Annotated in this window: 19 protein-coding genes; all 19 read right to left on the reverse strand. The window is 50.5% G+C overall.

Going from position 1 to position 20,087, the window contains the following annotated elements:
* Positions 1-20: 20 nt before the first annotated feature.
* Positions 21-1,187, reverse strand: a complete 1,167-nt coding sequence (locus ABD852_RS20435) for an MraY family glycosyltransferase (RefSeq protein ID WP_345032297.1) — start codon at positions 1,185-1,187, stop codon at positions 21-23.
* A 167-nt stretch (positions 1,188-1,354) separates the two neighbouring features.
* On the reverse strand, positions 1,355-2,101 hold the full coding sequence (locus tag ABD852_RS20440) for a glycosyltransferase family 2 protein (RefSeq protein ID WP_345032299.1): 747 nt from the start codon (positions 2,099-2,101) through the stop codon (positions 1,355-1,357).
* A 1-nt stretch (position 2,102) separates the two neighbouring features.
* Complete coding sequence (locus ABD852_RS20445) at positions 2,103-2,672, reverse strand: WcaF family extracellular polysaccharide biosynthesis acetyltransferase (RefSeq protein WP_345032301.1); 570 nt, start codon at positions 2,670-2,672, stop codon at positions 2,103-2,105.
* On the reverse strand, positions 2,626-3,558 hold the full coding sequence (locus ABD852_RS20450) for a glycosyltransferase family 2 protein (RefSeq protein WP_345032304.1): 933 nt from the start codon (positions 3,556-3,558) through the stop codon (positions 2,626-2,628). The genes ABD852_RS20445 and ABD852_RS20450 overlap by 47 nt, the downstream gene beginning before the upstream one ends.
* A 17-nt stretch (positions 3,559-3,575) precedes the next feature.
* Entirely contained in the window at positions 3,576-4,736 is a 1,161-nt protein-coding gene (locus ABD852_RS20455) for a glycosyltransferase (protein WP_345032307.1), read from the reverse strand.
* On the reverse strand, positions 4,733-5,884 hold the full coding sequence (locus ABD852_RS20460; protein ID WP_345032310.1) for a glycosyltransferase: 1,152 nt from the start codon (positions 5,882-5,884) through the stop codon (positions 4,733-4,735). The genes ABD852_RS20455 and ABD852_RS20460 overlap by 4 nt, the downstream gene beginning before the upstream one ends.
* A complete protein-coding gene (locus tag ABD852_RS20465) occupies positions 5,884-6,849 on the reverse strand; it encodes a hypothetical protein (RefSeq protein ID WP_345032313.1) in 966 nt (321 codons plus the stop codon). The genes ABD852_RS20460 and ABD852_RS20465 overlap by 1 nt, the downstream gene beginning before the upstream one ends.
* 47 nt (positions 6,850-6,896) lie before the next feature.
* Positions 6,897-8,075 carry an acyltransferase family protein gene (locus tag ABD852_RS20470; RefSeq protein ID WP_345032316.1) on the reverse strand — a complete coding sequence of 393 codons (1,179 nt, stop codon included), beginning with the start codon at positions 8,073-8,075 and terminating at the stop codon, positions 6,897-6,899.
* 43 nt (positions 8,076-8,118) lie between these two features.
* Positions 8,119-9,453, reverse strand: a complete 1,335-nt coding sequence (locus tag ABD852_RS20475; RefSeq protein ID WP_345032318.1) for a hypothetical protein — start codon at positions 9,451-9,453, stop codon at positions 8,119-8,121.
* Positions 9,450-10,355 (reverse strand): glycosyltransferase family 2 protein, encoded by a 906-nt coding sequence (locus ABD852_RS20480; RefSeq protein WP_345032321.1) that lies wholly within the window; start codon positions 10,353-10,355, stop codon positions 9,450-9,452. Before ABD852_RS20480 ends, ABD852_RS20475 begins: the two co-directional genes overlap by 4 nt.
* A gap of 3 nt (positions 10,356-10,358) precedes the next feature.
* On the reverse strand, positions 10,359-11,315 hold the full coding sequence (locus ABD852_RS20485; protein WP_345032324.1) for a hypothetical protein: 957 nt from the start codon (positions 11,313-11,315) through the stop codon (positions 10,359-10,361).
* Between the two features lie 7 nt (positions 11,316-11,322).
* On the reverse strand, positions 11,323-11,988 hold the full coding sequence (locus tag ABD852_RS20490; RefSeq protein WP_345032326.1) for a DUF5672 family protein: 666 nt from the start codon (positions 11,986-11,988) through the stop codon (positions 11,323-11,325).
* Positions 11,988-12,971 (reverse strand): glycosyl transferase, encoded by a 984-nt coding sequence (locus tag ABD852_RS20495; RefSeq protein WP_345032329.1) that lies wholly within the window; start codon positions 12,969-12,971, stop codon positions 11,988-11,990. Before ABD852_RS20495 ends, ABD852_RS20490 begins: the two co-directional genes overlap by 1 nt.
* Entirely contained in the window at positions 12,968-14,188 is a 1,221-nt protein-coding gene (locus tag ABD852_RS20500) for a glycosyltransferase family 4 protein (RefSeq protein WP_345032332.1), read from the reverse strand. Before ABD852_RS20500 ends, ABD852_RS20495 begins: the two co-directional genes overlap by 4 nt.
* Positions 14,189-14,240: 52 nt before the next feature.
* Positions 14,241-14,900, reverse strand: coding sequence for an acetyltransferase (locus tag ABD852_RS20505; RefSeq protein ID WP_345032334.1), 660 nt, complete (start codon positions 14,898-14,900; stop codon positions 14,241-14,243).
* Positions 14,901-14,975: 75 nt separating this feature from the next.
* A complete protein-coding gene (locus ABD852_RS20510) occupies positions 14,976-15,674 on the reverse strand; it encodes a WbqC family protein (RefSeq protein ID WP_345032337.1) in 699 nt (232 codons plus the stop codon).
* 20 nt (positions 15,675-15,694) lie between these two features.
* Positions 15,695-17,722, reverse strand: a complete 2,028-nt coding sequence (locus ABD852_RS20515) for an ArnT family glycosyltransferase (RefSeq protein WP_345032340.1) — start codon at positions 17,720-17,722, stop codon at positions 15,695-15,697.
* An 11-nt stretch (positions 17,723-17,733) separates the two neighbouring features.
* Positions 17,734-18,825, reverse strand: coding sequence for a DegT/DnrJ/EryC1/StrS family aminotransferase (locus ABD852_RS20520; protein ID WP_345032342.1), 1,092 nt, complete (start codon positions 18,823-18,825; stop codon positions 17,734-17,736).
* Complete coding sequence (locus tag ABD852_RS20525; protein WP_345032345.1) at positions 18,818-20,077, reverse strand: ABC transporter ATP-binding protein; 1,260 nt, start codon at positions 20,075-20,077, stop codon at positions 18,818-18,820. The genes ABD852_RS20520 and ABD852_RS20525 overlap by 8 nt, the downstream gene beginning before the upstream one ends.
* Between the last annotated feature and the right edge of the window lie 10 nt (positions 20,078-20,087).

The raw sequence follows: 20,087 nt of genomic DNA on the forward strand, positions 1-20,087 counted from the left end.
CATAACCCGGCGAAAATAAACTACGAAGAAGAACGAACGGTGTTGGGCACTTTTTTGCTCAGGACAATCAAACCACGCCTTTTCAGAATGTAGGCCGCAATCATATAGAAGCCGAAAAGCCCCGTATAGATGAGGATGGACGTGGTGTTGGAAATGTCGCCGTGGTAAATGAAAAACAGGATCACATTGACTACCGTACCCATCCAGAGCAGGAAAGAGGCCTGGAAATGAGTCAGTCCGTTGTCGAGAAGTATATGATGCATGTGATTGCGATCGGCCAGGAAGGGCGATTTGCCTTTTGCAAGCCGGACAATGAACACCCGCAGCGTATCAAAGATAGGCACAATCAGGATCAGGAGCAGGATAATCGGTGCGTTTGAAAACGCATCGGGCTCATGCCGCGCGGCGACATTGATCCTGAGAAATTCCACACTGAACATGGACAAAAGAAAACCGACCACGAGGGAACCGGTGTCACCCATGAAGATCTTGCTGGTTTTGGAGAAATTGAACCTCAGGAACCCGAGCAAGGCGCCGGACATGGAATAGGCCAGGCAGGCGAAAACGTAGTGGGTGCCCATCATGAACCAGGTCCCCAGTATAATGGCGGCGATAAAGGCGATTCCGCCCGCAAGTCCATCGATGCCATCTATAAGATTGACAGCGTTAATCAACGCGATAAATACAAACGTAGTAAGGGGAATGCTGACAAAATCAGGGATGAAATACCAGCCAAAGATGCCGTAAAGGTATTCGATCTTGAAATTCCCGAGTACAACCAGGGTGAGGGAAGCACAAATCTGGATGACCAGTTTTTTCGTGGGATCCAGCGCGAGTATGTCATCTTTAAGGCCGAGGAAAAACAGGATGGTAAGCCCCACGATGGAAAGCCCGACAATATTGGCAGGATTGGTTTCATCGGCGTGGGGCCACAGGAAAAAGGCAATAATCGTTGATGCGTATATGGCAATACCGCCGAGGGTCGGGGTAGCGTTTTCATGGGAGCTCCTGAAGCCTGGCTTCGCGTTCAGATTCAGAAGATTAGATAAATTGATGATTACCGGAATGGCGACAATAGACAAAAAGCAGGCTATAAAGAAGGACAAGATGCATTGATTGACCTTGTGCTTCAGTAGGAAATCTACCGACCCGCCGGAAAAAGCCTCGGAGAGTATACCTAGTTCCATATTAAATATTGTAAAGTCAAAACAGACGTAATGTGGATATAGCTCTTTTTGGAGCACCAAATATCGTATTTTTATGCATCACATAACAACAGATCGGACAAAAACTGATTAAAAGGCAAGCGGTTTCCGGACGCGTCGAAATGTTGTTAAATTTTAACCCGGTTTGTTTATAAAAATTGCGCAATTTTTCGGATGGGCTTGAGCCACAGGGAGAAAAAGTAAGGTCTGAGCCCGTTAACCGTCCAGGCCATGCGGTCATTTCTGTTTGCTTTCAACCGGTTGGTTACACTGGTATTGCTGACACCTCCCGTTTTCATCCTGACCAGTACCCGACGAATGTATGTCGTACTAACCTGGTGTTTATGTAGAACACGCAACATAAATTCGTAGTCTGCGGCGCTTCCGAGGTCGAGCCTGAATTTTCCATATTGTTCATAGACTTCTCTCCTCACAAACAGGGTGGGATGCGGCGGCATCCATCCCCACAGGAACGAGTTCGACTTGAAGGTGCCGGAAATCCATTTCCGGGTAACACGGCCGCCTGTCCGGTGATCATCGACGTAAACCAGGTCTCCGTAACAACTTTGGGCCCCTGAGCGGCCGAGTGTTTCGGCTACATCGGACAATACCCGCTCGTCGGCAAATACATCGTCGGCATTCAGGATTCCGATCACGTCGCCCGTCGCCAGCGCAATGCCCTTATTCATAGCATCGTAAATCCCTTTGTCCGGCTCTGACCGGATCACCTGGACCTGGTCGGAAAACCGGGAAATCACGGACATCGTACCGTCTTTCGACGCGCCGTCGATGATAATGTACTCTTTATTTAAAAAGTCTTGCCCGGAGACTGATCGGATACAATCTGCTATGGTTTTTTCCCCGTTGAAGACAACTGTGATGATCGAAATTTTCAACTTATTCTTCTTTGATCCGTCTCAATTTGATGAATGCTGCGGGGTTTCCCTGGTAAATTCCATAGGCCGACAAATCGCGTGTAGCTACCGATTTTACCGTCAAAACGGCGTGCGTATGGCAAGTGACACCAGGACAGACGATGGCCTGAGCCCCGATCCAGACCCCGTCCCGGAGGTGAATTTGTCCCAAAATAAGGTCAAAGGTGGGCTTCTTATAATTGTGATTACCGGTGAGCAGCATGGCGCCCTGCGAAAGACAAACATTTTCGCCTATCGAAACTTGCGTGAGGTTATCAATCCACACCTTTTCTCCAATCCATGTATTGTTTTCTACAGTTAAAAACCAGGGGTACTTGATATTCACCCTGGGCTTGATGACTACGCCTGTCCCGATTCTGGCGCCGAAAAGCCTGAGTACCGCGCACTTGAGCGTGTTCGGAACAGGAAGGTAGCTATTGATCAGCACCCGGCCGGCGAAGTACCAAAGAATGCGTTTCCACGCCGGACCGGGTCGGTACCAACGGTTATCGTACCGGGCCAGATTGGTTTGGATTTCGGACGTCTTTTCCATATTCCTCTTTGAAATGTCGTATAATGGCAGTTTTCTCTCTTCCCGCCCGTTGGTAGATTTCATAGATCTTGGCGTCGACCAGGAAGCGGTACCAGAGTCCTTGCAGTGAATGCCATATCAGCCCTTTCATGCCGTCCAGAAATCCCAGCTTGAAGAAATACCGGTAAACAAAATAAAGAATGGGCCGCGTAAAAAGCGGCAGCGACGCGTATTTGATTTTAAGGAATCTCGTTCGTTGCTCCTGGGAGCCGAAAAGCGAAGGTACCACCGTAGGTTTCTCGTCAAAATTGTACCTGATGTTCAGCAGGTCAATAATTTCGCGCGTAGCATACAGGTTGTGCTTCTGGGTCCACCAGGTTAGGTTGTTCAGGTTGTGATCAACGATATCGTTCGATAGCTGGAGTGTCCGGCCGTCCGATAGTTTGATATGTTCGTCCATCCAGAGTTCCTCGCAGCGGCCTTTCCCGTTTCTCCAGATGCGGAGCAGCCAGATGGGGTAGTAGCCGCCGCGCCTGATCCATTGATTCATGAAATAAACCCGCCGTTTCACGTAAAATCCGCTGACATCTGGTGCGATCTGGCCGTTAAGCGTCGAAATCAGCTCTTCCCTAAGCTCCGGTGTCAGGTACTCGTCGGCGTCCATCCGCATCACCCATTCCGTTTGAAAGGGATTGTGATCAATGGCATGATTGAATTGGAAAGCGTAAGAGACCCACGGGTTTCGGATCACTTTCGCACCCCTGGCTTCGGCAATCTCGCAGGTGTTGTCGGTAGAAAACGAATCGACTATAAAAATTTTGTCGGTCAGACCGGAAAAACTGTCGATACAACGCCCGATGTGTAAAGATTCGTTATGGGTAAGAATAAGTACCGAAAGTTTTGACATAGCCGCGTTTTCGATTTTTATTGCAATTTCGATGCCACAATGGCTTTCCGGTATACCTCCAGCAGTTGGCGCGCCACGACTTTGATATCGAACAGCTCAGCAACCATTTTATAGGCGTTTTGGGCTTTGGTCTGGCGATATTGTGCGTCTGTCAGTGTCAGCTCTATTTTTTTGGCGAGATCGTCGGAATTTAGTGCGGTGAGTGCCGCGGCGTCAAACTGCCGCGTGTAGTCGCCGAAACCGGTACGGTCCGAGACGATAGCCGGGAGCCGGCTAGCCATGGCTTCGAGGACGGCGATCGAAAATCCTTCCGAATAGGTGGGGAGCACAAATGCCGTAGCATCTGACAATGCGGCCTTTTTTATGTCGCCGGTCAGCATTCCTACAAATTTTACTGCCTCCCTGAGCTGGTGGGTCTCAACAAACCGTTGCGCTTCTGCCTCGTAACCATCGTCCGGCCCCGCGAGGACAAGCAGGGCCCGGGGAGCCTTGGAATGAAAAGCCCGGAAGGCCGGCAGCAGGAGGTCCAGGCCTTTTTTTACATTGAGACGGCCCATAAAAAGCAGCAGCGGGCTGTCGGCCGGGATGTCGAACTGCTTTCTGAAGGTTCCTTTTTCCGGGAGATGCCGATAGTCCTTCATCCGCATGCCGTTAGGGATGATTACCAGGTTGTCTGGTCTGTACCCGAGGTATTGGGTAACATCGCTCTCCTCGTCAGTATTGTTTACCTGAATGGCGGCGGCTTTGGCCAGAAGTTTTTTCTGATAGAGAAAGCTTACCAGGTTCTTTTTCCAGGCATGATGATTTACCGCCCATTGATCGAGCAGGCCGTGTATCGTAATGATCTTTGGCACATTGCTTTTTACCAGGAAAGGCGCGAGGCTGCCGAAATGCCAGATACCGTGGATATGCACAACGTCATAGTCATTGATATGGTGCTGAAGGTACCGCAGGAGTTCCACCGAATATTCCCTGTAAAACCTGCTGATGGGCAGGCTCCTTTTGCAGGGAATCAGCCGGGCGCCCTCGGGGGCAGGGTACAGTTTGTCCCCGGGCGAGCATGGGCTCAAAATGTGCACCTCGTGACCCTCTTCAAGCGCTTCTACGGTATGGTCGTAGATAATACGGGCCGGTCCGCCGATTTCCCAGGTGTAGGCACAAATATTAAGTATCTTCATTTTTTATCCGTATGGCTTCCGAGTTCGGCAAAGGTAGTGACCATCTCCCCGGCTACCTTACCGGACGCAAACTTGTTGACCAGGTTTCTCCCGTTTTGCGAAAAGAGCGCGGTAGTGTCGTCCGAAGCGTCCATGAGGCGAAGCATACAGGCTTCCAGGCGGTCGGAGTCGAGAGGTGAAAAAATGTACCCGTTCCCGCCGTCATGTACCAGGTCTTCCACGCAGCCGCATTGGTCGGAAACAACAACAGGGAGGCCGCAAACCAGTGCTTCGTTTACAACAAGTCCCCATGGCTCCGAAGTGCTCGGGAGCACCAATGCACCCGCTTTTGCCAGCCACTTGGGAACGTCCTGCCAGGAAATGCCCCCCGAAAAAACTACGCTATCCCCAATTTCCCGGTTGGCATACGATTCCAGCTGCTTCCTTTCCGGTCCGTCGCCTACAAGGAGAAGGCCCCAGCTGTCGGGCCGGCCCGCCCGTATTTTGGCGTAGACGCGCAACAATGTCATCAGGTTTTTTTCCGGGGAGAACCGGCCCACGAAAATGAAATTAGACTGTGGCACCGGGTTTTGCCGCCTTGCCTCCATGAAAGTCTGCTTCACGCGCTCGTCGTCGATTACTGCGCCGTGCCGTACCGAAATTTTGTTTTCCGGCACGCCAAGCAATTTCAAATAGGCTACTGAAGTCGTACCAAAACAGAAGTATGCATCCGCCCTGTTGACAATCCATTTTTTGATGGTTTCTTTCACCGGGTTACGTTGGTGGTCGAGAGCCGACGATTCGGACGAAAGCACAATCCGTGTGCCTTTCAGTTTTGCATAGCACATGAGCAAAACCTGGGCCCAGTCATAATAGCCGGTGATGTTCAGTACGGTAGGTTTAAAGTCGTTATATGCCCTGAAAAGTGCACGAACGCGCTGGAGCAGGGTGATCTGGTCCAGGCTTTTCCGGAACAGGACTTCATAGGGGTATTCGTACAAGGCGGCGTCGGATGGCTGCATGCTTGCTCTCGCCGATTCGTACAAACTGATTTGCGCCACTTTAAATACCGCCGACGGGTACCGGGCCAGAAGGTTCCGGTAGATCTCCTCAAAAAGTTTGGACTTATAATGCGCCCAGAGCTGATTATGGACTACGAGAATGCGCATCAGTTCCGTTCTTTCAAATAGGCTTCGAAAATGGGGAAGAGCCGGTCGGCCAGGAATTTCTGGCCATCACGGTTGTAATGAATGACGTCTTTTTCGCGATAGTACGAGAGCGGCGGTGGCTGATCCAGCTCCCGGATAAGGCGAATGCTGTCCTGGCGGGCAAATTCAATTATATCCAGCCCTTGTTCATTGTATTGCCCGGCTTCAATTTCCGATTTCTCGGGGTGCAGGTAGATGAAAAAGGGGATTTCATTATTCCGGGCCATATCGGCCAGTTCCCCGAAGCCCGGGTTAAAATGGTCGCCGCCCTTCCAGATGCCGCGTTGATCTTCCGCTGTACCAACCGAATCTATTTTTGGGGCGTAATAGACGTGATTAAACTTTATGTCCTTGAAATAGATCGGGTAGAGGTACCGGCTCCAGAGTTCTACCAGCGCAATTTTAAATTGTTTGTCCGGAAGATTGGGGTCAATACCCACCTGGTCAGCGTGAGTCATCAGGTCGAAGGCATCATGACTGCTTGCGACGAGACACATAATACTGGCATTAAAGAAACCGTGTTTTCTCAGGTAGGCGGCGCTATTGTCGGGCCCCCAGGACCCGGCGGAGATGTTAAGCACCCGGACGGATTTCCCCAAAGCATCGGAAAGCCGGGCTTCGAGGAGCGTGGACGCCAGATCATCATTGTCGGTGAGGCTTCCGCCGTTTACTACCGAATCGCCTATCAGGAGCACCACCACTGAGTCTTTATCGGAAACCTCAAGGCTTCGCATCGAAAGGGAATTGGTTTTAATCGTATTCCCGAAGCGTTTCACCGTCTGGTTCGGGGCGTAGATGTATTCGTAGTCGGCATCTTTGACGTATAGAGGCGCGCTACAGAAACCGTATCCGAAACGGAGAATCAGCTCGACACAAACGGCCAGGAATAAAATGGAAAGAAAAACCTTTCGGATGGTTGACAGCATGCTGCACTTCGGTAATCAGGGGACAAAGGTACGCTTTTTCGGCTCGGCTAAAAAAAAGACCATTTCTTAAAAGCGGATTTCAGCTTCGCCCATAATTTTTCCGGCCACTCCGGATCCATACAAGGCTTTTCTATGAGCAGGAAAAATACGATACTCCCGAGCATCACCGGTACTGTACAGATAAGCGCCACGATAAGAAACTCAGCCGCATAGGAAGAGAAAAACTGGAACTTGAAGAGTATTTTCATGGTAGCGGACAAAATCGGCTGATGAACCAGGTAGATCGAATAGCACATGCCGCCGATCAGTGAAATCCACCGAAACGCGAAAAGTCTGCCCCAAAAAACATTGGTAAGTACGATATAATAGAACCCGGCAATGGCCAACGGGAATATCATCGCGCAGATTATTTCGGTTTCAGTTTGCATCAGGTGGGTCCGCACATGCGGGAGGAACAATACAACCGCGAACAAAACCGCGCCGGCAAGGGACTGTAGCAGGCTTGTATTTTTTTTGCCCGGCCAGTTCATGTAGAAGTCGGCCAGGAGAATGCCGCTGATAAAGAACTGTATATAATGAATAAGATAGAAGCCCGGTGTCTGGTAGCGGACCTGAATCCAGGGGAGCAAAAGGATGACGGCAACGATACCGGTTCTCCGCCAGAAGGCAGGCAGTTTTAAGACCAGGAAAAGAAGCGGGGCGAGCAGGTAAAAATGAACCTCTAGTTCGAGCGACCAGGCGACCGGAAGGAGGAAAGAAGAAACCTCGTAGAAAAAAACATGACTGTAGACCAATGAAGCCAGCAAACTTTTGAAGGCAAAGAGATAGTCCATCTCGGTGAAAACCGGGAATATAAAAAACATACCAATCATGGCCACCATATAGGGTGGCTCCAGTCGGGTGAGACGGCGCCTGAAGTATTTTTTCAGGGACGGTACCGGGCTTCCTTTTAGGTAGGACCTGGCAAAAGGCAACGCGAGGATAAAACCGCTGATGACAAAAAAGAGGTCCACCCCTTTACGGCTATCGATCAGCCACAGGCGCAGACCTTCAAACCGGTCAATGTCCTTGAATTCTACGGGAGCACTGAATTCGAAAAAGGCGTGAACATGATGAAGGAACACCAGGAAAATTGCCAGGAAACGGAGCCCGTCCAGCTCCGGGATGAGTTTCCCGGTTTGAATATTCCTGGAAAAAAGTTGTTCGATTTTTTTGCTCAGCGTCATGAAGGAAATTGCCCGGCGGTTTTTGCTTCCCGCAGCGTTTTGATCAGGAAGCGAGCGTTGTGCGTCCGCTTAAAGATTGGTTCGGTGAACTAAGATTTTTAGATAGGTATGGCAGGCCTAAAAACCGGGCAAAAAACACATAAGGGAACCAATAGGTAATATCATACGGCCGCCCGGAACTGATTAGCAGCGCGGGAAAATACATGAAAAATGAGGCCGTAAAGATGGCCAGCGAGCTTTTGTTCTGCCGGATGTCCCGTATGGAAAACATCAGGAAAAAGAAGTTGAGCAGGCAAAAGACGAGACAGCCCACGATCCCGTGGTTGGCCAGCATTTCAATTGGCGGCACGTCCATGAATTCGTACTTATATCCGTTGCCGACGATCAGGACTTCCGGATCGTAAATGGCCTCCTTGAGAAAGTCAAAACTGGCAACCCGCCCCATAGCCGAAGCATCCTCGGCTACGTCCTCGCTGGTTTCCAGCTGAAACGCAGTAAAGATTACGTCTTCAAAGCGTCCGGCCAGTACATCCCAGTAGTTGATGATGATGCCGTAGATGTTGTTGTAGCGATGGATCAGGTATCTGAAGAAACCGAGCAGGGCAATCAAAACGACCAGAGACCGGAGTGTAAAAAGCTGCCTGACGCCGGATGCGATACTGGCCGGCCTCAGCCGGAATACGGCATGGGTGGCAATGATAATGCCTGTTCCGAGGAGGCAGGATTTTGATTGCGTCAGGATCATGACGCAGAGGCTGAAAACAAGTGAAACCATCAAAAACGTTTTGATCCACATGTTTTTGAATTCGCGGATGAGCGCATATCCCGACAGAAGACAAACCAGTGCATTCCTGGCGGCCAGGTGCGGATTACCGCCCTGTTGGGCATCCTCGTTGGCAAAGGTCACGGCCGCCCGCATCCCCAGCGTCCAGCTGGGATTGGTAATCAGGGAATAAATAAGCGTCAGGTTATTGACAAACGACATTAAAAAGAGGACGACCAGCAAGGTCTTTTGAATGTCATTCGGAACGTAAAGCAACAGGAAAAAAAAGGCGAATGTGTAGGCGAAATTGACTATATCGGCTACCGCTTTGCCCGAATTATTGATAAAAAAGAAATAGTAGAGCAGGATGCCGAAAAAGAGGGCGGTGAACTGAAAAAGCAGGATATTAGGCTTGAAAGCCACCAATTTGAGTTTTGGCGGCATCATGAGCAACAGCGCGAGGCCGAAAAAAGCGCCTGTGAAAACACTGCTTGCCGGTCCGATTCCCAGCGTATCGCGAACAAAAAAGATAATAGGAAAGCCGTTGATCATCATGGAGATCCCGACCGCGTACCGAAGGTAATTGATGTTCCCTATTAAATTTCCGAAATTCATCCTTTCCTGAAAATCTCCAATCTGTGTCTGAGATAGGCAAAATCCATGTCAGTGAGCAAGTACAGCGCCTTCCTCAGCCGGATACAAAGATATTCGATTTTTGTCGGAACTTGCTGTTTTAGTTTTGCAGCAAAGTCACTCTGAATCTTGTGGTGCTCTTCGCGGCCGATATTGGCTATGGTAGATGATTTGGCGCTTTCATGAACGCGAAGCGCTCCCGCCATTCCGCCGACCCGCTTTGCCACCACTCCTTTTTGCGCGGTATACCGCGTAATAAATTCATAATCGAAAGCAAAACGGTAGGATTCGTCAAAAAGCCCGTAACGATCGGTCAGGCTGCGTTTGAAAAACAGGGATTGGTTGTGGATCTGCATCCCCTCCCACAGTTGGCTTGAAAAGCTGAACGGAATGGTTTTAAGCAATTCGGTGGCCTGGTCGTTCGTGTCGATCATATACAGATCGCCGTACAGGATATCGGCCTCGGAATGACCGGATTGCAGCGCCTGTGCAAAACGGTGCAAAGTGCCGGGGAAATAGACGTCATCGGAGTTTTGAAAGGCAATCCATTGCCCGGTTGCCTTTCTAAGCCCTTTGTTGAGGGCGTCTACCTGGCCTTTATCTTTTTCACTCACCCAATAGGAAAGGTACGGCTCATATTTTTTGATTACCTCCACGCTGTTGTCCGTGGAACCGCCGTCGATAATCATGTATTCAAGATTCGGGTACCCCTGGTTAAGCACGCTGAGTATGGTGCGCTCCAGAAACTCAGCCTGGTTATAGGAAGGCGTAATGATGGTTAACCGTGGCACTTGAAGGCCCGTATAATCGGGCAATTCGCTTTTGGTGAAAAGCCTGTTTACGAAAGTCCTGAGGTTTTGACTGCTCAAATTCAGCGGTTCCATGTGTTAAATCTCTATTTTATCAATCAGGCTTACCACGTGGTTAAGCTCGGACTTAATGGCTCTCCTGAAGTCCCGGAAAGCCGGTACGGATGACGGACGACCGTAATGTGCCTTGTCGGGCCCGGTTTTTTCATAAACAGCGAGCTGCTTTTTGTAATTGCGTAGCAGCCTTTCCCCCGCCGGGTTGCCGCTTAGCACCTGTGTGTGGTCGGACCACACAGGGTGAAAGCCGGTAAGCCCTGCAAAATTGAAGGTAAGAAGCGGTTTCCCGTCTGCTGATGGGGTTTCGCCGCTACTGTTTTCCAGCGCAACCCGGAGCAGGTTATGCAGGCCGACATGCCAGTTGGTGTCCCGGAGAATGGTCCATTCCCGGAGTAATACGGGTACGTAGTTGAGCCAGAGCTGATCGAGGCACATGCCATTGCAGAGGTCGAAGAAAGCCCGGTCTATCGTCCGCGTACGCCACCAGTCAAACAAGGATTTTACTTCGGGTGTTGCCCTGGCCATCCACGCATCGGCGTTGAACATGCCGATGTTCAGTATCCTTTTGTCATCGAGGTTCCGGGACGCGGGCAGCGGCCCTGTCAGGTTGGGGGTAAGCAGGAAGTCGCTGTCATACTTGCCGAGGAAGTCCAGCGGGCTGAAAACCAGAACAGTCGGAGCCAGGAACACCCAGGCAAAGCGGTTTTCCGATTGCTCCAGCAAGTGTTTGGCGAACCAGGGCCGGACTGCATGTACAAATTCATAATCCAGGTAGCGCCCGCTCATTTCCTGCAGGCGCGGGATCTGAAGCGCTGCAATCGGGATAAGTTCCATTCCTGCGGGAACGGCACTCCCGGCGGAGTCATCTGCCAGGCCGATAACATACCGGGCGCCGGGATGAAAGCGCAGCACGCTTTCGCCCAGGGCAATTGCGCCGGGCAGCTGGTATCGGTTACAAACGGTGAAAAATCCTGTCAATGCGATTTTATTCGGTTTTAATTTCAATCGTATTCAGCCATTCCTGGTGCCGGGTGTTTTCCGGGACCAGGCCGGTTATGGCAAAAGGAAGGCTTTCCGCCTTCTCAATAGGTGTGACTGCGTCGATCGGCTGAGAAAAATATTCTGAAACGACAGCCGTCGGGCTTCTGAGCGCGGGCCAGAACCCGCCTGCTTTTTTCTGCCAGAAGGCATGGTCGCTGTCTGCTTTACCAGCCAAAAAATGTTGGATGTCGCGTTGGTTTTTTCGGGCCAGCGACATAAACTTGTCTACATGCCGCAAAGAAAGTCGGCCTGAGCTGTCGCAAATATAGTCATGCCCTTGCTTGCACCAGTAGTGCAGCTCGTTTTTGGTGATGTAAGACCCCGGCTCAAAAAGTAGCAGGAATTCACTCCAACCAAACATTTCATAAAAATCAGGCCTGAGGAGCAACCTGGCATAGCCTTGTTTGTTCTCGAAAAATGCCGGGTCGAACTTGTAAATGGTTGCTTCCGGAAAATCGTTTTTTATTTCCGACATGTCCCGGGGCTCCGGGCCTACAAAGACCAGGGAAAACTCAGGCATTATCTTCCGGGCATGCAATAGCAGGGCAAGCTCAAGCGGATGCCAGCTTCTGCCAAAGACAGGTACCACAATGGTTGCCAGTTCGCGCATTACAGGGAGTCGACAGCTTTTGCCAGATATTGAAGCGGGGCTTTAAGCGCCCTGCGAATCCGCTGGTACCGGTAGACTTTGGCCGGTTTGATATAGGCACACGGAAAATACCGGTAATATTCCTGGCCGTTCGCCTGAAGCCTTTCGCCATATAAGCGGAACAGTTCATGGAGATCGGGGCGGTCGGCGATATCGAAGCGGTCCTGGTACTTCGAGAGCACCGCCGGTTTTGCCGGGTCGTAGCCGCTATAGTGAAAAAAGACCAACGGGTAGGCTTCGTTTACGTAATAGACCGAATCTGCTTGCTGTATGTTCCTTTCGTGCAGGTTCCAGTAAGCTGCGTTGTAGCCCGGACTACGTTCAATGTGAACATTTTCGACGAAAACGGGGAGAAAATTCATCCAGTTTTGATCTACGAAAAGCCCGTCGCATAATGCAATCAGACATTCGTAACGGAGTTTGTCCTCCCACCACTTGACGAAATCAATGGTTTTCTCCGTTTTGCGGAGCGCGACAAAGCCGAGGTTATAGACGCCGGTGTTGAGGTGATGGAGCTCATTCGGCGTTTTCCGGTCTTCGATCGGTGTCAGCATGTGCGGGGTGAGTACGCCCTCGGCTTCATCCAGCCTCCCGAGCAGCTCATGAAGCGGCTGAAAAACGATAATGTCCGGATCAAAATAGATCACCTTCTGAGCGTTGGGGTACCGGTTCCAGAAATAGGTAAAATAAAAAGGTTTGACGGCGGTGTTGAGCTCGGTGATGTTGTACCGTTCACACATATCTTCAAAACCCTCAATCCCGATCTGATGAATTTCGAGCAAGTCGAAATCGGGTTCATGCTCCGCTTCAAATTGAATTTCATCCAGCCTGTCGACCAGTCCGACAAAAAAAATGATGTCGGGGTTGGTGGCAGCAAGCGATTCCCTGAGGGTTTTTGCCTGTGCAAGATAGTTGATGGAGCAAATCGTAAATGCAATCGTCATTGATCCAGCTTTTCGGAAAGGGGGAGTTCGAAGTATTTTTGAATAATCGCCATGATTTTTTCGATACTCAGCCCGGTTTTATGCCTTTCCAATACTTTTATTCGTCCTTTCTGACCCAGTGCCGACCGTTCGCCCGGGTCGAGAATCAGTTGTATGATAGCTTCGGATGCCGCGGGTATGTCCATATAGGGGACGGTCCGACCGGCATCATTTGAGATAAGTTCCGGCGCCCCGCCGGCCCCCTGGAAACAGATCACCGGAGTCTCGTTTAAGGCGGCCTCCATTACCACGAGCGGATAGGGATCTTCGCGCGATGAAAGCAGTAGCAGGTCGAAGCGGCTGATGTAATCGAGCGCGCGGGAAGTGGGCGGTATCAGAATGATCTTGTCCGAAAGCCCCATACGCCGGATGTCCATAGCGATGAGCTCGTAGATGCTGTGCTGTTTACCGGCTCCGACCCAAACAAAATAAACCGGCAACGGGTTGGTTTTGGTAATTACCAGCCGTGCTATCCAGTTAAAAATATCATTGCCTTTTCTCCACTCGGCATTGCCGCAGCCGCCTACGACAATAGCATCCGCCGGGATGCCGTATTCTTTCTCAAGGAGATTCCGCTGTGCTTTCCGGAAATTGGCATCAATATAGTCATGGTCGATCAGCGTCAGGATACTAACGGCATCTTTCGGGAATTGAAAGTCCTCGATGTAATAGTCCGCGACCGCCTGGGCAACGGCAATCAGGTGATCGGTCTTTTTGAGTAAAAATTCAAGCTCGTTCCGTTTCGCGTACATTTTGGCCGACATTTCAAGCTCGTGCGCAAAAAGAACGACCGGAATATGATGTAAAAAACTAAGCTCGTTGTAGTAAATGCCGGCGTTGGCAATAGAATTGATAAATACCAGGCCGATTTCGGAGGGATTGAGGCTCTGTTCCAGCGCCTGTTGTTTTTTACGCCGGGCTTTCCTGGCCAGTGAATCGGTAAACCCCAGTTTACAGAGCAGTTTGTCGCTGAGCCGGCTTACAAAATAGGGATCTGTTTCAGGAAGCCTGGTGGTGGGGACCACCTCTTCAAAATCTTTTGCAACAACGCCGTCCCCGCAAAGCAGAAGTTCCATGGGAATGTTTTTCTGCTTCAATATTTTCAGGAGTTGTAGCAGCAAAAGCTGGCTACCGGCTCTGTTGGCATCATGGCTAATGAATAGGATCTTTTTCTGCATACGCTCTTCGATTTCAGCTGGGGAACGGGCGCGCTGAAACTAAAATGGATGATTAATACGCTTCGTAACTCATTTTGCCCGGCACTCGCTTGGCCGGACTTCCTACATAAATCCCCCATTCTTCTGAATCTTTGTTTAAGGCAGACGCCATTCCGAGCAGTGTTCCCTGCGCGATCCGGGTGTAGTCTTTGATCGTTGCATTCACACCGAAAAAACAATAGGAGTGTACGTGGCAGTGACCTGACAATACAACATGAGAAGTAAAGAAAACGTGGTCGTCGATTCTCCCGTGATGCCCGATATGGTTGCCGCTCCATAGGACGACGTTATTGCCGATCGTGGTAAAGGGCTGTATGGTATTGTCTTCCAGTATAAAACAGTTTTCGCCGATCAGTGAGCGGTCGTAAACGGTTGCCCTGGAGCTGATATAAGAAATCAGGGTGTAGCCTTTGGCTTTGGTTTCGAGGTATACCTTTTCGCGGTTTCTGTTCATGTTCCGCGCGGTCATAGGTACAAAAAAAGCAAACTGAGCAGGCGGGTAAACGGTTTCAACCTCTTCGAACGCCACTACCGGCAACCCTCTGAATTCAGTTTGATCGATATACGCGCGATTTACCGCAAATGCAACGACTTCATGCTCCGAGTCATTTTCGAGATAAAAGTGTGCGAGTTCGGCGGTGTCGAGTACACCAAAAATGATAACCTTGGCCATGGGGGTGGATTCTTTTCAGAAATTCGAAATTATCAAGCAGACAAACTTGGAAAATTTCTACTACAATTGCAATAATTATGCCAGCTCGTAGTGCTGCAGGAGCTCCTGTACCTGCCCCACGTCGTTGAACATCAGTACGTCCAGTATGGAAAGGCCGGGCACAAAGGTATTCCCGAATTGCGGATACGGTGTGAGACGGGCTTTCAAAAAGGATAATTCTACCCCTTTGGCCGCAAATTCGCCTTTTTCATACAGTTCTACCCCGCCCTGCGGGTTGATATAGCGTGTGGCTTTTTCGATGCGGCAGATATCCAGTATTCTTTCTTCTTTCCTGAGCTCAGCATTGTGGTAAATGGTTGAGCTGGGCACGATTTCGGTGTTTATTGAAAGATGTTGCGCAATTTTTACGAGCGCGTAGCGGCAAAAATCTCCAACATTTTCAGGAGTATACCCCATAATGTCCAGGAAAACGGGAAATACCTGTTCAAATTGCGGCGCTTTTTTGTAGGATTGTTCTACCGTCCGGCAAAATTTTTTCTGCCAGGAGTTGTCGTCAGCCAACGCAATTTCACGAATCAGTTTGTTTTGACTCGCCTCTTTTAACGGGATAGAGAACAGGGATGCCTTGCCATTGACCAGGATATTGTTCCGGTTGATATAGCCGCGGTTGATAAAATTGACGTCGTCATAAAGCACAAACCGATCCACCACGTTCAGTAGCTGAAAGTAGCCTATGTACGGCAGAAAGTAAGGTTGCATGATGGCGAGTACCATTATTTTTCCTTTGGGTAGTTTTACTTCAATTTTCTCAGGTAGTAGTCTTCGCCTTTAACAATCATGTCTTTCATGGTCGTATCGGTTCCCAGCCGGATATCGCCGCGTTGGGGCTGAATGACGTTTTTGGAGAAAAACAGATAGTCGGCTTCGGCCGGTATGGGGCGCAGCCCCTGCTCAAACGGATTGATGGAAATGAGTTTCCGGGTAAGTTTCCGCCCGTAAAGCGGGTATTCAAAATCGTCATTGATGGTTCCCAGTGCTACAGTGGCGTCCTGCGGTACCAGTGAATCGAATTTAGCGTACGCAGGGTAAATATCCGGCCGGGCGAAGGTCTGCATCTTGATACGGTCTGCAGTAAAAGCCGATTCGAAGCCGTAAGCGGGAAAAGGAAGCGCCCGGATGTTAAGAAAGACGGTCATGACGGCAGAAACACAGGCCAGCAAAACGACTGCGCCTACGTAGCCTTTCCAGATCCAGCGTTTCGGCCTGAGTATGGAGAGGCTTCGGGTGGAAAACAGCAATAAAAGGAACAACACTCCGAAAAGCCCTGTCTCGATAAAATACCTCCCCTTGAACGGGTCATAGGGCGCCGAATAGGCGAGCGCGAGGAAATGAAGCACAATTGCTATAGAGAGGAACCAGTGAGGCCTGGACCGGATGATCCTCAGGAATACAAGCAGAACAATCGGAAGAATCAGCGCAAAACCCCAAACTCCCCAATACGGGTTGGCATTGTAAAACTCGAATCTGCGCTGAAAGGTAAACGGGACGATCGAGAAGTCGGTTTCTTCGTCGAGCCGCATCCTGAACTTGTCTTCAATCCTGACCAGTGGCTTGCGCATGAACCTGTTCAGGTCGTACCCCCACTGAGCATTCCGAAGACCGTCCAGGTTGGCGAAATCGTACAGGTAACGAACCACATTCCGGCTGCCTTGCTCAAACAAATTGGAGAGAGAGCCTGCCCTTTCCACCGATTGGTGGCGCAATGCCGTGGGCGGGCCGATCGGGTGCCCGAATACCTCCATGTTTTTCAGGTAGCCGGTCGGAAGGGTGTACAGGAGCGCGGCGAGAAAAATGGCGGCGGCAAGCCGAAGGAACCGGTCCCGGAAAGTGCTGAGATCCGGCGACAGAAAGACGGTATACAGCATGACCACGAATACCGGTGGCAATAGCAGGGCAAATGTAATCTTGTGACCGAAGGCTATGGCAAAGGCCATGCCGGCCAGGTAGAGGTATTTGTTTGATCGCGTCGCCTGAAAGGAGAACAGGAAATACAGCAAACAGGAAAGATAGGCCGTGAGCACTACGTCGGTTTCCGTGGTGACAGCCTGCATCAGGAAATCGAGAAAGAGGCAGTAGGCCAATGCGCAAAACAGGCTGGCGGTAAAATTCCGGCCGATTCTCTGGGCGATTCCGAAAACGGCAACCAGTGTGATGTAAAAAGCGGAATGGTGGATCAGGCGAAATGCGTTCTCGATCTTTCCGCTGATCAGGTAGGAAAAAATATGGATGCCGGTGACGCTTTTCGGGTAGGTATCCATGTTCCAGTTGGTGCCTCCGAAGTGGGCCATACTACCATTCTGAATGTACCGAAGCGGGCGGTTAAGATGACCGGTCATGCTGTCCCATTCGTTGGGAACGGTGAACAGTACCAGGGCGAGGTTGGTGACGGCAATTAGTGTGAAGGTACCTATCAGAATGATAAAAAGGACCTTGAGGTAAGGGGATAGCCCCGTAAACCATTCCACGAACCATTGAAACCTGTTCCGGATAAGCGCACGGAGTGAGAACGACGCCGGGGTACATAATTTTCCCCAAAGCCAGTAGTGCAGGCCGATAGCGGCAAAAACACCGGCGATCCAGGCCCAGGTGCTGGCGGTCAGTTCGAGAGGGGAGAGCAGGAATCCTACCGGGATGATACTGCCGGTGAACAGGAGGAACGAGACTACAAAAAATTCGGACAAAGAGGGACCGCTTATCCGTTTGGCTGTTAGACCAATCAAGTAAATGAAAACGAAGAAAGCGAACCAGTAGGCAACAATCATTGCTAAAATTTTTACGAGACCGCCGGACGGACCACACGGTTAAGCGTAGTCGAAATTCGTAACACGTCCGGTTTTTCAAGCCCTACAAACAGGGGCAGCGCCAATACGCGCCCCGCGATATCTTCCGATACCGGGCAGGAAAAAAATTTAGGCACAAACGAAAGTGTGTTGAGCGAAGGGTGAAAATAGCGCCTGCATCCGATGCCCATGGCAAGCAGCTCTTTTTGTGCGTGAAGCAATGCCTGCTCGGATTCGAAGACGATCGGGTAGTATGAATAATTGTATTCCAGCTCGTCGGCCAGGCGCGGCTTTTTAAAATAATCCCAGTCGAGCTCGTTGTCGTACCAGGAGAAAACCTGCCGACGGTATTCGATAATGGACGGGACATGCGGAAGGTTGCACAGTCCCATAGCGGCATGGAACTCCGAATTTTTCCCGTTGATCCCGGCGTAAAAATAATGGTCATCGCCCTTGTGACCGAAAGCCCGCAGCAATTGCAGGTTATGATCCAGCTCGGGGTGAGAGGTAATAATGAGGCCTCCTTCAACCGAGTGAAAAACCTTGGTGGCATGGAGACTGCAGGTGGAGATATCTCCGTTCAGGAAAAGAGATTTTCCCCGGTATTTGACACCGAAAGCATGGGCGGCGTCATAAATTACCTTCAGACCATGCCGTTCGGCAATGGCGGCAATCTTGTCAACGTCGCAGGGATTGCCATATACATGTGTGGCAAGAATGGCGGTTGTCTGCGGTGTAATGGCAGCCTCGATCAGCTCGGGGTCGATATTAAAAGTGTCGGGGTCGATGTCGACAAAAACGGGGACGCAGTTGTTCCAGATGATGGAGTTTGAGGTAGCGCAATACGAAAACGGGGTCGTGATGACATCGCCGGTTACCTCAAGCGCTTTCAGCGCAATTTCCAGCACTACCGTGCCGTTTCCGCAGACGTACAGGTGCTCCGCCCCGGTGTAGTCCCTGAGTTCCCGTTCCAGGCGCTGGAGCAGCGGACCGTTGTTAGTCAGGTGAACACTGTCCCAAATCTGATTGATATATCCAATATATTCCTCTTTATCCGGGAGGAAGGATTTGGTTACGTTAATCATTGGGTACGGGCTCGGTTTGAGAAATGGAAAAATTAAGTTGCGGACGGATGTAGCCGGGCCATTTGCCATACCAGGAGACGCCTTCGCGGTAGTCCTGAATATCAAAAGTGATGGCTTCTTCCAGGGAGAAGAGCACTTCGCTGGTGTTTTTCACCACCATCAGGGAAATAACATAGCTGCCGTCATTCAGGAAGTTCCCCGGAATTTCACAAACCGCTTCCACCAGCCCTTTTGAGAAACTTTTTGCCTTGGTTCCGACATTGAAGATACACTCGCCGGTATAGGCATACAGGTGCATGCTGAGATTGAGGGTGGTGTTGTCTTCGTAGTTCCAGAACTCGCAGGCGAGCCGCATCGGTGTGCGGACATCAATGTGCGAAAGATTGTCCTGGTAGTCGGGCAGTAACCGGAGGCTTTTGAGCCGGACCTCGTTGGTGCCGGGCGCGCGTGAGAGATCATCCCAGACATGTTCCAGGCTTTTCCTGGAGACGCGGCTGAGGTAGGTGCTCACAATATGGGTGGTATCTCCCTGTTCAAGGAGCTGGCCTTTTTCGAAATAGAATGCTTTGTTGCAGAGTGATTGGACGGCGGTCAGGTTGTGGCTTACGAACAGGATGGTCCGTCCGCTTTCCGATACGTCACGCATTTTACCGAGACTCTTTTTCTGGAATTCAGCATCACCCACCGCCAGGACTTCATCCACGATCAGGATTTCAGGTTCGAGGTGGGCGGCAATGGCAAATCCCAGCCGGACATACATTCCCGACGAGTAGCGTTTTACGGGCGTGTCCAGGAACCGTTCCACGCCGGCAAAATCCACGATGGCGTCGAACGACTTTTTAATTTCATGCTGGGTCATACCCAGGACCGCGCCATTCAGATAAATATTTTCACGTCCTGTAAGTTCCGGGTGGAAGCCCGTTCCCACTTCCAGCAAACTGGCCACGCGGCCTGATATATTCACCCGGCCGGTTGTTGGTTCCGTGATGCGGCTTAATACTTTGAGAAGTGTGGATTTCCCGGCTCCGTTATGACCGACAATGCCGACGCGGTCGCCTTGCTCAATTTCGAAATTGACGTCTTTCAGCGCCCAGAATTCTTCTTTTGATTCGAGCAGACGGTCTTTTTTGCCACCTGAAAACAGGCGTTTGCTCGTGTCAGAGAACCAGTCACGGATGGTACCCCCCGACCTTTGGTTTTTGTGGTCAATGATGTACCTCTTACTAATATTTTCTGCTACAATTACAGACATACGAACAATG

It is taken from the genome of Ravibacter arvi (genome assembly GCF_039540405.1).
In the GTDB taxonomy this organism is placed as follows: Bacteria; Bacteroidota; Bacteroidia; order Cytophagales; family Spirosomataceae; genus Ravibacter; species Ravibacter arvi.